The sequence below is a fragment of the Pseudomonas sp. NPDC090755 genome, from assembly GCF_044769005.1.
Classification (GTDB): domain Bacteria; phylum Pseudomonadota; class Gammaproteobacteria; order Pseudomonadales; family Pseudomonadaceae; genus Aquipseudomonas.
Window position 1 is genome coordinate 79,694 of sequence record NZ_JBIVXC010000017.1, and the last position, 15,466, is coordinate 95,159.

General features: G+C 63.6%; 13 protein-coding genes. 5 read left to right on the forward strand and 8 right to left on the reverse strand.

The genetic code is table 11. From position 1 onward, the window contains the following. Positions 1–83 precede the first annotated feature (83 nt). The 7 genes from ACIQUS_RS21550 to gloB all read right to left on the reverse strand — a co-directional run bounded on the left by ACIQUS_RS21550 (position 84) and on the right by gloB (position 9,910). Positions 84–1,712 (reverse strand): ABC transporter ATP-binding protein, encoded by a 1,629-nt coding sequence (locus ACIQUS_RS21550; RefSeq protein WP_403051155.1) that lies wholly within the window; start codon positions 1,710–1,712, stop codon positions 84–86. Position 1,713: 1 nt separating this feature from the next. Further along, positions 1,714–2,733: an ABC transporter permease gene (locus ACIQUS_RS21555; RefSeq protein WP_403051158.1), complete on the reverse strand. Its 1,020-nt coding sequence runs from the start codon at positions 2,731–2,733 to the stop codon at positions 1,714–1,716. Between the two features lies 1 nt (position 2,734). Next, positions 2,735–3,808 (reverse strand): microcin C ABC transporter permease YejB, encoded by a 1,074-nt coding sequence (locus ACIQUS_RS21560; protein WP_403051161.1) that lies wholly within the window; start codon positions 3,806–3,808, stop codon positions 2,735–2,737. Beyond that, entirely contained in the window at positions 3,808–5,655 is a 1,848-nt protein-coding gene (locus ACIQUS_RS21565; RefSeq protein ID WP_403051164.1) for an extracellular solute-binding protein, read from the reverse strand. Before ACIQUS_RS21565 ends, ACIQUS_RS21560 begins: the two co-directional genes overlap by 1 nt. After that, positions 5,652–7,484 carry an extracellular solute-binding protein gene (locus ACIQUS_RS21570; RefSeq protein ID WP_403051167.1) on the reverse strand — a complete coding sequence of 611 codons (1,833 nt, stop codon included), beginning with the start codon at positions 7,482–7,484 and terminating at the stop codon, positions 5,652–5,654. Before ACIQUS_RS21570 ends, ACIQUS_RS21565 begins: the two co-directional genes overlap by 4 nt. Before the next feature lie 122 nt (positions 7,485–7,606). Next, positions 7,607–9,031: a transglycosylase SLT domain-containing protein gene (locus ACIQUS_RS21575; protein WP_403051170.1), complete on the reverse strand. Its 1,425-nt coding sequence runs from the start codon at positions 9,029–9,031 to the stop codon at positions 7,607–7,609. Between the two features lie 99 nt (positions 9,032–9,130). After that, positions 9,131–9,910, reverse strand: coding sequence for a hydroxyacylglutathione hydrolase (gloB, locus tag ACIQUS_RS21580; RefSeq protein ID WP_403051173.1), 780 nt, complete (start codon positions 9,908–9,910; stop codon positions 9,131–9,133). A gap of 79 nt (positions 9,911–9,989) precedes the next feature. On the opposite strand from gloB, the gene ACIQUS_RS21585 reads away from it, so the two are divergent. The 4 genes from ACIQUS_RS21585 to ACIQUS_RS21600 all read left to right on the forward strand — a co-directional run bounded on the left by ACIQUS_RS21585 (position 9,990) and on the right by ACIQUS_RS21600 (position 14,402). After that, entirely contained in the window at positions 9,990–10,748 is a 759-nt protein-coding gene (locus ACIQUS_RS21585) for a methyltransferase domain-containing protein (RefSeq protein WP_403051176.1), read from the forward strand. 47 nt (positions 10,749–10,795) lie between these two features. Beyond that, entirely contained in the window at positions 10,796–11,239 is a 444-nt protein-coding gene (gene rnhA, locus ACIQUS_RS21590) for a ribonuclease HI (protein ID WP_403051179.1), read from the forward strand. A 31-nt stretch (positions 11,240–11,270) separates the two neighbouring features. Further along, on the forward strand, positions 11,271–12,068 hold the full coding sequence (gene dnaQ / locus ACIQUS_RS21595; protein WP_403051182.1) for a DNA polymerase III subunit epsilon: 798 nt from the start codon (positions 11,271–11,273) through the stop codon (positions 12,066–12,068). Positions 12,069–12,146: 78 nt separating this feature from the next. Next, positions 12,147–14,402, forward strand: coding sequence for an Orn/Lys/Arg decarboxylase N-terminal domain-containing protein (locus ACIQUS_RS21600; RefSeq protein WP_403051185.1), 2,256 nt, complete (start codon positions 12,147–12,149; stop codon positions 14,400–14,402). Positions 14,403–14,408: 6 nt separating this feature from the next. Here the strand turns inward: ACIQUS_RS21600 and ACIQUS_RS21605 are convergent, their stop codons facing one another. Then, complete coding sequence (locus ACIQUS_RS21605; protein ID WP_403051188.1) at positions 14,409–14,627, reverse strand: hypothetical protein; 219 nt, start codon at positions 14,625–14,627, stop codon at positions 14,409–14,411. Between the two features lie 145 nt (positions 14,628–14,772). Between ACIQUS_RS21605 and ACIQUS_RS21610 the strand changes: the two genes are divergently transcribed. Next, entirely contained in the window at positions 14,773–15,327 is a 555-nt protein-coding gene (locus ACIQUS_RS21610; RefSeq protein WP_403051191.1) for an NADPH-dependent FMN reductase, read from the forward strand. The last annotated feature ends 139 nt before the right edge of the window (positions 15,328–15,466 follow it).

The following is a 15,466-nucleotide window of genomic DNA, read 5'->3' on the forward strand; positions in this document are numbered from 1 at the left end:
AGCCCCGCCAGTGCGGGGCTTTTTTGTTTCTCTGGGAGCGGCGGTGCGACGACTCGACTTGCCCCGCGATTGCAGTGAGTCAGTTATATCGCATCGCGGGGCAAGCCCGCTCCCACCGGTGCCAGGAAGGCGGCCTCCAGCAGTTGTCGGGTGTAGGTGTGCTGCGGTGCGGCGAAAATATCCTCGGCCCGGCCTTGCTCCACCACCTTGCCCTGCTTGACCACCATCAACTGATGGCTCAGCGCCTTGACCACCGCCAGGTCATGGCTGATGAACAGGTAGGTCAGGTTGTACTTGCTCTGCAGTGAGCGCAGCAATTCGACCACCTGGCGCTGCACGGTACGGTCCAGGGCCGAGGTCGGTTCGTCCAGCAGGATCAAGGCAGGCTTGAGCACCAGGGCCCGGGCAATGGCGATGCGCTGGCGCTGGCCGCCGGAAAACTCATGGGGATAGCGGTGGCGCGCCTGCGGGTCCAGGCCTACCTCATGCAGGGCGGCGATAATGGCCTGCTCCTGTTCTGCCGGGGTGCCGATGCGGTGAATGCGCAGCCCCTCGCCGACGATGTCGCTGACGCACATGCGCGGGCTCAGGCTGCCGAACGGGTCCTGGAACACCACCTGCATCTGCCGGCGCAGTGGCCGCACTTGCTGCTGGTTCAGGCCGTCGAGGGCCGTGCCCTGGAAGCGGATGGCGCCCTGGCTGCCGAGCAGGCGCAGGATGGCCAGGCCCAGGGTGGACTTGCCCGAACCGCTTTCGCCGACGATGCCCAGGGTCTGGCCCTGGGGCAGGCTGAAGTTGATGCCGTCCACCGCCTTGACGTGATCGACGGTGCGCCGCAACAGGCCCTTCTTGATCGGGAACCATACCCGCAGGTCCTCAACCTCCAGCATCGGCTTGCCCGCCGGGTTGGCGGCCGGGCCGCCGCTGGGCTCGGCGCCGAGCAGCATCTGCGTGTAGGGGTGGGTGGGGTGCTGGAACAAGGTGGTGCACTCGGCCTGCTCGACGATGCAGCCGCGCTGCATCACGCAGACGCGATGGGCGATGCGCCTGACCAGGTTGAGGTCGTGGCTGATCAGCAGCAAGGCCATGCCCAGGCGCGCCTGCAGCGATTTGAGCAGCTCGAGGATCTTCAGCTGCACGGTGACGTCCAGGGCCGTGGTCGGCTCGTCGGCGATCAGCAGCTCGGGTTCGTTGGCCAGGGCCATGGCGATCATCACCCGCTGGCGCTGGCCGCCTGAGAGCTCGTGTGGCAGCGCCTTGAGGCGTTTTTGTGGCTCGGGTATGCCGACCAGCTCCAGCAGCTCCAGGGTGCGCTCTGTGGCCGCCTTGCCGCGCAGGCCCTTGTGCAGCAGGAGGATCTCGTTGATCTGCTTCTCGATGCTGTGCAGCGGATTGAGCGAAGTCATCGGCTCCTGGAAGATCATCGCGATGCGGTTGCCGCGGATCTGGCGCATCTGCTTTTCATCCTGGGTCAGCAGGTCGCGCCCTTCATAGCGGATGCTGCCGGATGGGTGGCGGGCCAGGGGGTAGGGCAGCAGGCGCAGGATCGAGTGGGCGGTGACCGATTTACCCGAACCGGATTCGCCCACCAGGGCCAGGGTCTCGCCACGGCGGATGTCGAAGCTGATGCCTTCGACCACGCGCTGGGTCTGCTCGCCGGTGACGAACTCCACGGCCAGGTCGCGCACTTCGATCAAGGTTTCGTTGCTCATGTCATTTCCTCGGGTCGAAGGCATCGCGGGCGGATTCGCCGATGAACACCAGCAGGCTGAGCATCAGCGCCAGCACGGCAAAGGCGCTCATGCCGAGCCAGGGGGCCTGCAGGTTGGATTTGCCCTGCGCCACCAACTCGCCCAGGGACGGCGCGCCCGGCGGCAGGCCGAAACCGAGGAAGTCCAGGGCAGTCAGGGTGCCGATGGCGCCGGTGAGAATGAACGGCATGAAGGTCATGGTCGAAATCATCGCGTTGGGCAGGATATGCCGGAACATGATCGGTCCGTCCTGCATGCCCAGGGCTCGTGCCGCCCTCACATACTCGAGGTTGCGCCCGCGCAGGAACTCGGCGCGTACCACGTCCACCAGGCTCATCCAGGAGAACAGCAGCATGATCCCCAGCAACCACCAGAAGTTGGGCTGCACGAAACTGGCCAGGATGATCAGCAGGTAGAGCACCGGCAGGCCCGACCAGATCTCCAGGAAGCGCTGCCCGGCAAGGTCCACCCAGCCGCCGTAGAAGCCCTGCAGGGCGCCGGCGATGACGCCGATGATCGAACTGAGCACGGTCAGGGTCAGGGCGAACAGCACCGAAATGCGAAAGCCGTAGATGACCCGGGCCAGCACGTCACGGCCCTGGTCGTCGGTGCCCAGCCAGTTTTGCGTCGAGGGCGGCGCAGGCGCGGGCACCTTGAGATCGTAATTGATGCTCTGGTAGCTGAACGGGATCGGCGCCCACAGCACCCAGCTGTCCTTGGCGGCCAGCAGTTCGCGGATGTACGGGCTCTTGTAGTTGGCTTCCAGGGGAAACTCGCCGCCGAAGGTGGTTTCCGGATAACGCTTGAACGCCGGGAAGTACCATTGGCTGTCATAGCGCACGGCCAGCGGCTTGTCGTTGGCAATCAGCTCGGCGCCCAGGCTCAGGCCGAACAGGATCAGGAACAGCCACAGCGACCACCAGCCGCGGCGGTTGGCCTTGAAGCGCTCGAAGCGCCGGCGGTTGAGAGGGGACAGGTTCATCTCAGTGCTCCCGGCTGTCGAAGTCGATGCGTGGGTCGACCAGGGTGTAGGTCAGGTCGCCGATCAGCTTCACCACCAGCCCCAGCAGGGTGAAGATGAACAGGGTGCCGAAGACCACCGGGTAGTCGCGGTTGATGGCCGCTTCGAAACTCATCAGGCCCAGGCCGTCGAGGGAGAAGATCACCTCGATCAACAGGGAGCCGGTGAAGAAGATACCGATGAAGGCCGAGGGAAAGCCGGCGATCACCAGCAGCATGGCATTGCGGAACACGTGGCCATAGAGCACCCGGTTCGGGCTCAGGCCCTTGGCCTTGGCCGTGACCACGTATTGCTTGTTGATTTCGTCGAGGAAGCTGTTCTTGGTCAACAGGGTCATGGTGGCGAAGTTGCCGATCACCAGGGCGGTCACCGGCAGGACCAGGTGCCAGAAGTAGTCGAGGATCTTGCCGGTGGTGCTGAGCTCGTCGAAGTTGTTGGAGGTCAGGCCGCGCAGCGGGAACCAGTCCAGGTAGCTGCCGCCTGCAAACAGCACGATCAGCAGGATGGCGAACAGGAACGCCGGAATCGCATAGCCGATGATGATCGCCGAGCTGGTCCAGACGTCGAAGTGGCTGCCATGGCGGGTGGCTTTGGCAATCCCCAGCGGGATCGACACCAGGTACATGATCAGGGTGCTCCACAGCCCCAGGGAGATCGACACCGGCATTTTCTCGATGATCAGGTCGATGACCTTGGCGTCGCGAAAGAAGCTGTCGCCAAAATCCAGCCGGGCGTAGTTCTTGATCATGATCCACAAGCGTTCCGGCGCCGACTTGTCGAAGCCGTACATCTTTTCGATTTCCTTGATCAGGGCCGGATCCAGGCCCTGGGCGCCGCGGTAGTTGGAGCCGGCCACCGAAACCTCGGCGCCCCCTCCGGCAATACGGCTGGTCGCGCCCTCGAAGCCTTCGAGCTTGGCGATCATCTGCTCCACCGGGCCGCCGGGCGCGGCCTGGATGATGATGAAGTTGATGATCAGGATACCCAGCAGGGTGGGGATGATCAGCAGCAAACGGCGAAAGATATAGGCCAGCATTAGTGCGTCCCTTCTGCCGGTGGTGCGTCAGGCTCAAGCGACACGGCCGGTTCGACATCCGGCTTGATCCACCAGGTATTGATGCCGATGTCGTACTTGGGCGACACCTTCGGGTGGCCGATGTGGTTCCAGTAGGCCACCCGCCAGGTCTTGATGTGCCAGTTGGGGATGACGTAGTAGCCCCACTGCAGCACACGGTCCAGGGCGCGGCAATGCTCGATCAGGCTCTGTCTGGAGCTGGCATTGATCAGGTCTTCGACCAGGCCGTCGATGGCCGGGTCCTTGAGACCGATGAAGTTGCGGCTACCGGGGTTGTCGGCCGCGGCGCTCTGCCAGAATTCGCGCTGCTCGTTGCCGGGCGAGTTGGACTGGGGATAGCCGCCGACCATCATGTCGAAATCCCGCGAGCGCAGGCGGTTGATGTACTGGGAAACATCGACCCGGCGAATCACCAGGTCGATGCCCAGGTCGGCCAGGTTACGCTTGAACGGCAGCAGGACGCGCTCGAACTCGGTCTGGGCCAGGAGGAACTCGATGGATACCGGTTTGCCCTGGGCGTCGACCATCTTGTCGTCGACGATGCGCCAGCCGGCTTCCTGTAACAGCTTGTAGGCTTTGCGCTGCTGTTCGCGGATCATGCCGCTGCCGTCGGTGACCGGGTTGGCGAAGGCCTGGGTGAAGACCTGCTCGGGTATCTTGCCACGCAACGGTTCGAGGATCTTCAGCTCGGCTTCGTCCGGCAGCCCCCGGGCAGCCATTTCCGAGTTTTCGAAGTAGCTGCCGGTGCGGGTGTAGGCACCGTTGAACAGTTGCTTGTTGGTCCATTCGAAATCCAGCAGCAGGCTCAGTGCCTCGCGCACGCGCACGTCCTGGAACAGCGGGCGGCGGATGTTGAAGACGAAGCCCTGCATCCCGGTCGGGTTGCCGTTGGGCAGCTCCTCAAGGATCAGGCGCTTCTGCCGCACGGCCGGCACGTCGTAGGCGGTGGCCCAGCTCTTGGCTGCCGTTTCCAGGCGATAGTCGAACTGACCGGCCTTCAGCGCTTCCAGGGTGACCGAACTGTCGCGGTAGTAGTCGGTGGTCATCACGTCGAAGTTGTAGAGCCCACGGTTGACCGCCAGGTCCTTGCCCCAGTAGTCCTTGACCCGCTCGTAGCGGATCGAGCGCCCGGCCTTGACCTCGGCGACCTTGTACGGGCCGCTGCCCAGCGGGATCTCCAGGTTGCCCTTGGTGAAGTCGCGGGTTTCCCACCAGTGCTTGGGCAACACCGGCAACTGGCCGAGGATCAGCGGCAATTCGCGGTTGTTGTTGTGCTTGAACTTGAACAGCACCCGCAGCGGGTCTTCGGCGATCACTTCGGCAACGTCGGCGTAGTAGCCGCGAAACAGCGGGGCGCCGCTTTTGATCAGGGTATTGAAGGTGAACACCACGTCTTCGGCGTGGATCGGGTGGCCATCATGGAAGCGTGCTTCAGGGCGCAGGTAGAAGCGCACCCAACTGTTGTCCGGGGCCTTTTCGATCTTGCCCGCCACCAGGCCGTACTCGGTGAACGGCTCGTCCAGGCTCTGGGTCATCAGGGTGTCGTAGATCAGGGTGATGTCGTCGGCCGACACACCCTTGTTGATGAACGGGTTGAGGCTGTCGAAGCCGCCGAAGCCGGCCTGGCGGAAGGTGCCGCCCTTGGGGGCGTCGGGGTTGACGTAATCGAAGTGCTTGAAGTCGGACGGGTACTTCGGCGGTTCGTCATACAGGGTCACGGCATGCTGCGGGGCGGCCAGTGCCTGGGTACTCAAACAGGCCAGCAGCAGGAGGCAGGCCTTCAGGCGCAGGCTGGGCAATGACATCATTGGGCGTTCTCCGAAGGCTTTATCCACCAACTGTTCAGCCCCAGTGTGTAGGGCGGCGTGGTGATGAAGGCGAACCGGTTGCGGTAGGCCAGGCGGTGATTGTCCAGGTACCAGTTGGGAATCATGTAGTACTGCCACAACAACACCCGGTCCAGGGCGCGCGCCGCTGCCACTTGTTCTTCGCGGCTCTGGGCTGCAAGCAGGGTGTCGAGCAGGTGATCGACCACCGGGTCTTTCACGCCAGCATAGTTCTTGCTGCCTTTGGTCGAGGCCTGGCTTGAGTGAAAGTACAGCCATTGTTCAAGACCGGGGCTGAGCGTCTGGTTCAGGGTCATCAGAATCATGTCGAAGTCGAACTGGTCCAGGCGTTGTTTGTACTGGGCCCGGTCCACGGTGCGCAAGCGAGCATCGATACCGATGCTGGCCAGATTTTCGACATAGGGTTGCAGGATCCGCTCGAGGTTCGGATTGACCAGCAACAGCTCCAGCTTCAAAGGCTTGCCATGGCTGTCGAGCAGACGCTGGCCATTGAGCTTCCAGCCGGCCTGGGCCAGCAGGTCGAGGGCCTGGCGCAGGGTCTGGCGCTTGATCCCGCGCCCGTCGGTGTGGCTGACCTTGTAGGGTTCGGTGAACAGGGCCGCGGGCAACTGGTCGCGGTAGGGGGCGAGCAACAGCCATTCCTTGCCCACCGGCAGGCCACTGGCGGCGAACTCGCTGTTGGGGTAGTAGCTGCTGGCGCGGCGGTAGGCGCTGCTGAACAGGGCGCGGTTGGTCCACTCGAAGTCCAGCATCAGGCCCAGGGCCTGGCGTACCAGCGCATCCTTGAAGGCCGCCCGGCGGCTGTTCATGAACAGGCCCTGGGTCTGGGTCGGGATCTTGTGTGGAATCTGCACCTTGATCACCTGGCCACGGCGCACGGCCGGAAAGTTGTAGCCAGTGGCCCAGTTCTTGGCCTGGTGCTCGATGTAGATATCGAACTCGCCAGCCTTGAAGGCTTCGAAGGCCACGGCACTGTCGCGGTAGAACTCGAATTCGACGCGGTCGAAGTTGTACTTGCCACGGTTGACCGCCAGGTCCTTGCCCCAGTAGTCCTTGACCCGCTCGAACACCAGGCTGCGCCCAGGTCGTACCTGGGTGATGCGGTAGGGGCCGCTGCCCAGGGGCGGCTCGAAGGTGGTGGCCTTGAAGTCGCGGTCTTTCCAGTAATGCGCCGGCAGCACCGGCATTTCGCCCAGGCGCAGGATCAGCAACGGATTGCCGGCGCGTTTGAACACGAAGCGGATGCGCCGCGGGTTGAGGATGTCGACCCGTTTCACTTCCTGCAGGTTGGTGCGGTAGATCGGATGGCCTTCCTTGAGCAGGGTCCGATAGGAGAACGCGACGTCGCTGGCCGTGATCGGATGGCCGTCATGGAAGCGTGCTTCGGGCCGCAGGTTGAACACCACCCAGCTGCGGTCCTCGCTGTATTCCACGGAGCCGGCGATCAGGCCATAGCTGGAGGTCGGTTCGTCCCCCGACGGGTCGTACTGACCGGTACCGACCATCAGGGTCTCATTGAGCTCGTTCACCCCGTACTGCACGAAGTTGGGGGTGGTGACCGGGCTTGAGCCCTTGAAGGTATAGGGGTTGAGCGTATCGAACGTGCCGAAAGCCATGGCACGCAAGGTGCCGCCCTTGGGCGCTTGCGGATTGACCCAGTCGAAGTGGGTGAATTTGGCTGGGTACTTGAGCGTGCCGAACTGGGCGTAACCGTGGCTTTCGCTGATTGTGGCGCCCGCGGGAAAGCTCAAGGCCAGGCTGAATGACAGCAACAGGAGGGGACGTATCAAGTCGGCGATCCGATCCAGACGGCTTGGGCTTTGTTCCAGCTACAGTAACAGCTTGTATCGGCTGGAAAAAGAGGTCGTCTGGAGGGGGAGGCGGGCTCCGGTCAATGGCCGGAGCCTGGTGCTCAGTGCGGCAGGTAGACGGTCAGGGTCTGGCCTGGCTTGAGGGCGTGGCCACTGCGTGGATTCCAGCGCTTGAGGTGCTGCATTTCGACGTTGAAACGCTTGGCCACCAGGTACAGGGAGTCGCCTTTCTTGACCCGGTACTGGGTGGATTTCTTCTCGTTCTTGCCCGCGACGGGCTGGGTGCTCTGCATGACCAGGGTCTGGCCGGCCTTGAGGCCGTGGCCGGAGAGCTTGTTCCAGCGCTGCAGGTCCTTGACGCTGACCTTGTTGGCCCTGGCGATGCTGGCCAGGCTGTCACCGCGCTTGACTCGGTAGCGGCTGTTGCGGGTGGCGGTCGTGGTTCGTGGTGCGGCTTCGGCCAGGGCTGCCTCGAACACGGCCTTTTTCGGCTGCAGCGAGAGCAGTTCTTCAGGTTTCATGTTCGACAGGCTGTCGGTCAGCAGCTGCGCCTTGGCGGTAGGCACCAGCAGTTGCTTGGGGCCATCGACGGTCATGCGCTTCTTGAACGCCGGGTTGAGCTGGAACAGCTCGTCTTCGTCGATCTCGGCCAGTTCCGCGACCCGGGACAGGTCCAGTCGGTCGTTGATGGCCACGGCCTCGAAGTAGGGTTCGTTGGCGATCGGGTTGAGGTTCACACCATAGGCCTGGGGCGTCATCACCACCTGCGACAGCGCCAGCAGCTTGGGCACGTAGTCGCGGGTTTCCTGGGGCAGCGGCAGGTTCCAGTAGTCGGTCGGCAGGCCGAGCCGCTCGTTGCGCTCGATGGCCCGGCTGACGGTGCCTTCGCCGGCGTTGTAAGCCGCCAGGGCCAGCAGCCAGTCGCCGTTGAACATGTCGTGCAGGCGGGTCAGGTAGTTCAGTGCGGCGTTGGTCGAGGCGGTGATATCGCGACGGCCATCGTAGAACCGGGTCTGGCGCAGGTTGAAGTGGCGACCGGTGGACGGAATGAACTGCCACAGGCCCACGGCATGGGCCCGGGAGTAGGCCATGGGGTTGTAGGCGCTTTCGATTGCCGGCAGCAGGGCCAGCTCCAGCGGCATGTTGCGCTCTTCGAGACGCTCGACGATGTAGTGGATGTACAGGCTGCCACGGTCGCCGGCGGTTTCCAGGAACGAGGGGTTGCTGGCGAACCACAGGCGTTGCTGTTCGATGCGCGGGTTGACCGCCATGTTGTCCTGCAGGGCGAAGCCCTGGCGCATGCGCTCCCAGACGTCCTGGGGCGCCTGCTCGGCTTGCTTGACCGGAACGATCACCGGCTTTTGCTTCATCCGCGCCTGGTAGTTGTGCGCGCGAACGCTCTCGGATTCGTCGAGCTGACGGGTGCTCTGGCAGCCCACCAGGGTGGCGGCCAGGGCCAGCGCACTGGCTTGGGCCAGGCGCGTCAGGGCGACGGAATTGAAGGTTCTGCGGCTGTTGGACGACATTGGCGGGGACAAAGTTCCGGACAAAAATGTCGGGCGATTCTAGAAAGCAGCCCCCCTGGGGTCAACCTTTGAGAACTTTACGGCCCTAGCACGCGCTGTTTAGAACCTGTCCTTCCAAGCCCGCAACCCAGCAAAAACAGCACTGGACGTGGGGTTTATCGGCCCGTTCCGTTCGTCTAATTTTTCTTTAACGGATGTTTCTGCGGTGCGCAAAAAGGGGTTGGTGAGTTTTTCCAGCGCCAGGGTTGATGGCAACGTGATGTGATCTTGCGCCCGCAATCGGGTAACGTCGTCGAAGCGTTGGGCAACATGTTCGTTGTCAGGTTCCACCGCCCTGGCAAAACGCAGGTTGCTCAGGGTGTATTCGTGGGTGCAGTACACCAGGGTCTGGGCGGGCAGGGCGGCCAGGCGCTCGAGGGAATGGTGCATCTGCTCGGGCGTGCCTTCGAACAGGCGGCCGCAGCCTGCCGCGAACAGGGTGTCGCCGCAGAACAGCAGGGGCGTGGGCGCCTTGGGGCAGTAGTAGGCAATGTGCCCCAGGGTGTGTCCAGGCACTGCAATGATCTGGAAATCCAGGCCCAGAACGCGCACGCTATCGTTGTCGTCCAGCGCCAGGTCGCGGCCGGGGATGCGCTCGTGCGCCGGGCCGCAGACCCGCGCGCCGGTGTTTGTCTTGAGCTGCTCGACACCACCGACATGGTCGTGATGGTGGTGGGTGACCAGTATGTCGCTCAGTTGCCAGCCCGGATGCGCGGCGAGCCAGGCCAGTACCGGCGCCGCATCGCCCGGGTCGACCACCGCACAACGCTGGTTGGCAGAATCCTGTAACAACCAGATGTAGTTATCGGTGAAAGCGGGCAGGGCATCGATCTGTATCATGGTGCGATTCGCCAAACGTTGGACATGGGTGCATCTTAGTAGCTATGCGCGCTGTCGAGAACCTTCAAGGGAGACTGCAATGACCGATCAAGCCTTCGCCCAGGCCGATCCGCAGTGGCTGGAGCTGATCAGCCTGGCCCGTGACTGGTTCGCCGGCCCCCTGGGGCAGTTGATGCTGCATGAGGAGCAGCAATTGCTCGAAGAAGAACTGGGGCGCTACTTCGGTGGCTACCTGGTGCATTACGGGCCCTGCGCCGAGCCACCGCCCAAAGCGCCGCGGGTGCAGCGCAACGTGCGCCTGGGGGCACCATTGCCAGGGGTCGAGATCGTCTGCGAAGAGCAGGCCTGGCCGCTGAGCGAGCACGCTGCCGACGTGGTGGTGCTGCAGCATGGCCTGGACTTCAGCCTTTCGCCCCACGGCCTGTTGCGCGAGGCAGCCAGCAGCGTACGCCCGGGCGGTCATTTGCTGATCGTCGGCATCAACCCCTGGAGCAGTTGGGGGGTGCGGCGGGTCTTCGCCCACGACGCCTTGCGCAAGGCGCGCTGCATTTCCCCTTCGCGGGTCGGCGACTGGCTCAACCTGCTGGGCTTTGCGCTGGAGAAACGCCGCTTCGGGTGCTATCGTCCGCCGCTCGCATCCCCCGCCTGGCAACAGCGGCTGGCGGGCTGGGAGCGGATCGCCGGTGGCTGGCAAAGTGCCGGTGGTGGCGTCTACCTGCTGGTGGCGCGCAAGATGGTGGTCGGCCTGCGGCCACTGCGCCTGGAACGGCGCGAGCCGATGGGCAAGTTGCTGCCGCTGCCGATGGCCAAGGTCAACCGGCGTCATTCCGAACCCTGAATCCGGGCCTGCTGGGCGCGGGTATTCTATTGTCGAAAAGGCTGTAAATGAGCGATAGCGTCGAAATCTTCACCGATGGTGCCTGCAAGGGCAATCCCGGCCCGGGCGGCTGGGGTGTGCTGATGGTGTGCAAGGGCGTCGAGAAGGAGTTGTGGGGCGGCGAGCACAACACCACCAACAACCGCATGGAGCTGATGGCCGCGATCAAGGGCCTGGAAGCGCTCAAGCGCGAGTGTGAGGTGCTGCTGGTGACCGACTCCCAGTACGTGATGAAGGGCATCACCGAGTGGATGGTCAACTGGAAGAAACGCGGCTGGAAGACCGCCGCCAAGGAGCCGGTGAAGAACGCCGATCTGTGGCAGTTGCTCGATGAGCAGGTAGGGCGCCACAAGGTGACCTGGAAATGGGTGCGCGGGCATGTCGGTCATCATGGCAACGAGCGCGCCGACCAGCTGGCCAACCGCGGCGTCGAAGAGCTGCGAGGACGCTGAGCCTCACCCCGGCCCTTCGCCCTGAGGTAGAATGGTCGGCTTTCACCCGTCATGCAGTACGCAACAGGAGACCACCGGCGTGGAGCTTCACAACAACAGGTCGGTAGTCCTGGACACCGAAACAACCGGTATGCCGGTCACCGACGGCCACCGCATCATCGAGATCGGCTGTGTCGAACTGATGGGCCGGCGCCTGACCGGGCGGCACTTTCATGTCTACCTGCAACCCGATCGCGAGAGTGATGAAGGCGCCATCGGCGTCCACGGCATCACCGATGCCTTCCTGGTCGACAAGCCGCGATTCGCCGAGGTCGCCGAAGAATTCTTCGAATTCATCCAGGGCGCCCAGCTGATCATCCACAACGCGGCGTTCGACGTTGGCTTCATCAACAACGAATTCGCCTTGCTCGGCCAGCACGATCGCGCCGACATCTCCCGGCACTGCACCATCCTCGACACCCTGTTGCTGGCTCGCGCCCGCCACCCGGGCCAGCGCAACAGCCTCGATGCCCTGTGCAAACGCTACGGCGTCGACAACTCCGGCCGTGACCTGCACGGCGCATTGCTCGACTCGGAGCTGCTGGCCGACGTCTACCTGAGCATGACCGGTGGCCAGACCAGCCTGTCGCTGGCCGGGCAGGGGGCCGATGGCGAAGAAAACAGCGAGGGTAGTCGTGGCAGCGAGATCCGTCGCCTGGTGGGCCGTACGCCCGGACGGATCATCCAGGCCAGCGAGCAAGAGCTCCAAGCCCATGTGGCGCGCCTGGAAGCCATTGCCAAATCAGCCGGTGGCCCGGCGCTCTGGCAGCAACTGTCCGAGGCCAACTGAGGCGATTTGCCGCGCAAGGGGGCAAGCAGGCTTCTACCCTGAAATGACCGACCCGTCATTCGGAGCAGGCGCCCCCTCATGTACAAGGACCTCAAGTTCCCTGTCCTGATCGTTCATCGAGACATCAAGGCCGATACTGTCGCCGGCGAGCGCGTGCGCGGCATCGCCCAGGAACTGGCCCAGGACGGTTTCACCATCCTGCCGGCCAGCTCTTGGGCCGAAGGCCACCTGGTCGCCTCGACCCATCACGGCCTGGCCTGCATGCTGATCGCCGCCGAAGGCGCCGGCGAGAACACCCACCTGCTGCAGAACATGGTCGAGCTGATCCGCCTGGCCCGCTTGCGCGCGCCGCACCTGCCGATCTTTGCCCTGGGTGAGCAGGTGACCCTGGAGAATGCGCCGGGCGATGTCATGAGCGAGCTGAACCAGCTGCGCGGCATCCTTTACCTGTTCGAAGATACCGTGCCGTTCCTGGCCCGGCAGGTGGCGCGGGCCGCGCACAATTACCTGGACGGCCTGTTGCCGCCGTTCTTCAAGGCCCTGGTGCAGCACACCGCACAGTCCAATTACTCCTGGCACACGCCGGGGCACGGCGGTGGCGTTGCCTATCGCAAGAGCCCGGTAGGGCTGGCGTTCCATCAGTTCTTCGGCGAGAACACCCTGCGCTCGGACCTCTCGGTGTCGGTGCCGGAACTCGGTTCACTGCTCGATCACACAGGTCCCCTGGCCGCTGCCGAAGCGCGGGCGGCGAAGAACTTCGGCGCCGATCACACCTTCTTCGTCATCAATGGCACTTCCACCGCCAACAAGATCGTCTGGCATTCGATGGTGGGGCGCGACGACCTGGTGCTGGTCGATCGCAACTGCCACAAATCGGTGGTGCATGCGATCATCATGACCGGCGCGATTCCCTTGTACCTGTGCCCCGAACGCAATGAACTGGGTATTATCGGGCCGATTCCGCTCAGCGAGTTCAGCCCCGCGTCGATTGCGGCGAAGATCCAGGCCAACCCGCTGACCCAGGGGCGCGCGGCCCGGGTGAAGCTGTGTGTGGTCACCAACTCCACCTACGACGGCCTGTGCTACAACGCCGAGCTGATCAAGAAGGAGCTGGGCAACAGTGTCGAGGTGCTGCATTTCGACGAAGCCTGGTATGCCTATGCGGCGTTCCACGAGTTCTTTACCGGTCGATTCGCCATGGGCACCCGACGCAGCGCTGACAGCCCACTGGTCTTCAGCACCCATTCGACCCACAAGCTGCTGGCGGCCTTCAGCCAGGCCTCGATGATCCATGTGCAGGATGGCGGCGCCCGGCAGCTGGACCGCGACCGCTTCAACGAAGCGTTCATGATGCACATCTCCACGTCGCCGCAGTACAGCATCCTCGCTTCGCTGGATGTGGCGTCGGCGATGATGGAAGGGCCGGGCGGGCGCTCCTTGCTACAGGAGATGTTCGACGAGGCCCTGGGCTTTCGCCGGGCCATGGCCAACCTGCGCCGGCATATCGCCGCCGATGACTGGTGGTTCAGCATCTGGCAACCGCCGGGGGTCGAAGGTGCCCAGCAGGTGAATACCGGGGACTGGCTGTTGCAGCCGCAGGCCGAGTGGCATGGTTTTGGCGACGTTACCGACGACTATGTGCTGCTCGATCCGATCAAGGTCACCCTGGTGATGCCCGGGCTCAATGCCGGTGGTGCCTTGAGCGAACATGGTATCCCTGCGGCGGTGGTCAGCAAGTTTCTCTGGGAGCGTGGGCTGGTGGTGGAGAAGACCGGCCTCTACACCTTCCTGGTGCTGTTCTCCATGGGCATCACCAAAGGCAAGTGGAGCACCTTGCTCACCGAGTTGCTGGAGTTCAAGCGCAGCTATGACGCCAATGTCGACCTGATGGAGTGCCTGCCCTGCGTGGCTCGCCTGGATCCTGTGCGTTACCAGGGGGTGGGATTGCGCGACCTGTGCGACCAGTTGCATGCCTGTTACCGCAGCAATGCCACGGCCAAGCAGCTCAAGCGCCTGTTCACGCGCCTGCCCGAGGTGGTGATGAAGCCGGCCGACGCCTACGACCAACTGGTGCGCGGGGAGGTGGAGGCGGTGCCGATCGATCAATTGCTCGGGCGTATCGCCGCTGTGATGCTGGTGCCTTATCCGCCGGGCATTCCGTTGATCATGCCGGGGGAGCGTTTCACCGAGGCGACCCGCTCGATCATCGATTACCTGGCCTTTGCCGCTGCCTTCGATAGCGGCTTTCCCGGTTTCGTCGCCGACGTCCATGGCCTGCAGCACGAAACGCGGGCGCAAGGGCGGGTCTACACCGTCGATTGCATCAAGCTGTAGCGCAGCTCAAGGAATGCGGATGAGCTCGACACCGTTGCGGGCGAGTTCGAAGCGGTCGCCCTCCAGGTGCTTGACCCGGTCGCCGATGGGCAGCTTGTAGGTGGTGATGGGTGGGGATGCGGCACTGCCGTCGGCGTCGAGGGTGGCCTCCTGGAACTCATGAACGGGGTAGATGCGGCCTTCTGCGTCCCGTGCATGAAACTGTCCGACCAGTACTGCTGTCATTTACCGTGCAACCTCTGAAAAGAAATCTGTCAGGCATAGACCACTGGTTTGCCGGGTAAGTTTTGTCCGCACGGAAAAAAACTTCGGGCCTCGAATGGATCATCTATACCTACAGTTCCTTTGAACCACATGTCAGGAAATTGCCATGAGTCAGGTGTATTCGGTAGCCGTCGTCGTAGGCAGCTTGCGCAAGGAATCCTTCAACCGCAAAGTCGCCCTTGCGCTGGCGGAACTCGCGCCTTCCAATCTCAAGCTTTCGATCATCGAGATCGGCAATTTGCCGCTGTACAACGAAGACATCGATGTTGATCCGCCGGCGGCCTACACGACCTTCCGCGAGCAAATCCGCAACAGTGACGCGGTGCTGTTCGTGACCCCGGAATACAACCGCTCGGTGCCGGGCGTGCTGAAAAACGCTATCGACGTGGGCTCAAGGCCCTACGGGAAGAGCGCCTGGAGCGGCAAGCCAGGTGCAGTGATCAGTGTCTCGCCAGGTGCGGTGGGGGGCTTTGGCGCCAACCACCACCTGCGTCAGTCGCTGGTGTTCCTCGATGTGCCGTGCATGCAGCAGCCGGAGGCGTATATCGGTGGGGCAGCGAGCCTGTTCGATGAAGCGGGCACGCTGTCGGAGAAAACCCGGCCGTTCCTTAAAACCTTCATCGACAAGTATGCGGTATGGGTCGAGCGGCATCAGGGTTGAATGATCACGGGGCAAATCGAGTCGTGGGGGGGGGGGGGGGGGCGGGTGGGGGGGGGGGGGGGGGGGGGGGCCGGGCGCGCGCCGAGACCCGCCCACCAAACCCACCCGCTCGCCCAGAGCCCGGGGCCCGGCCGCCGGG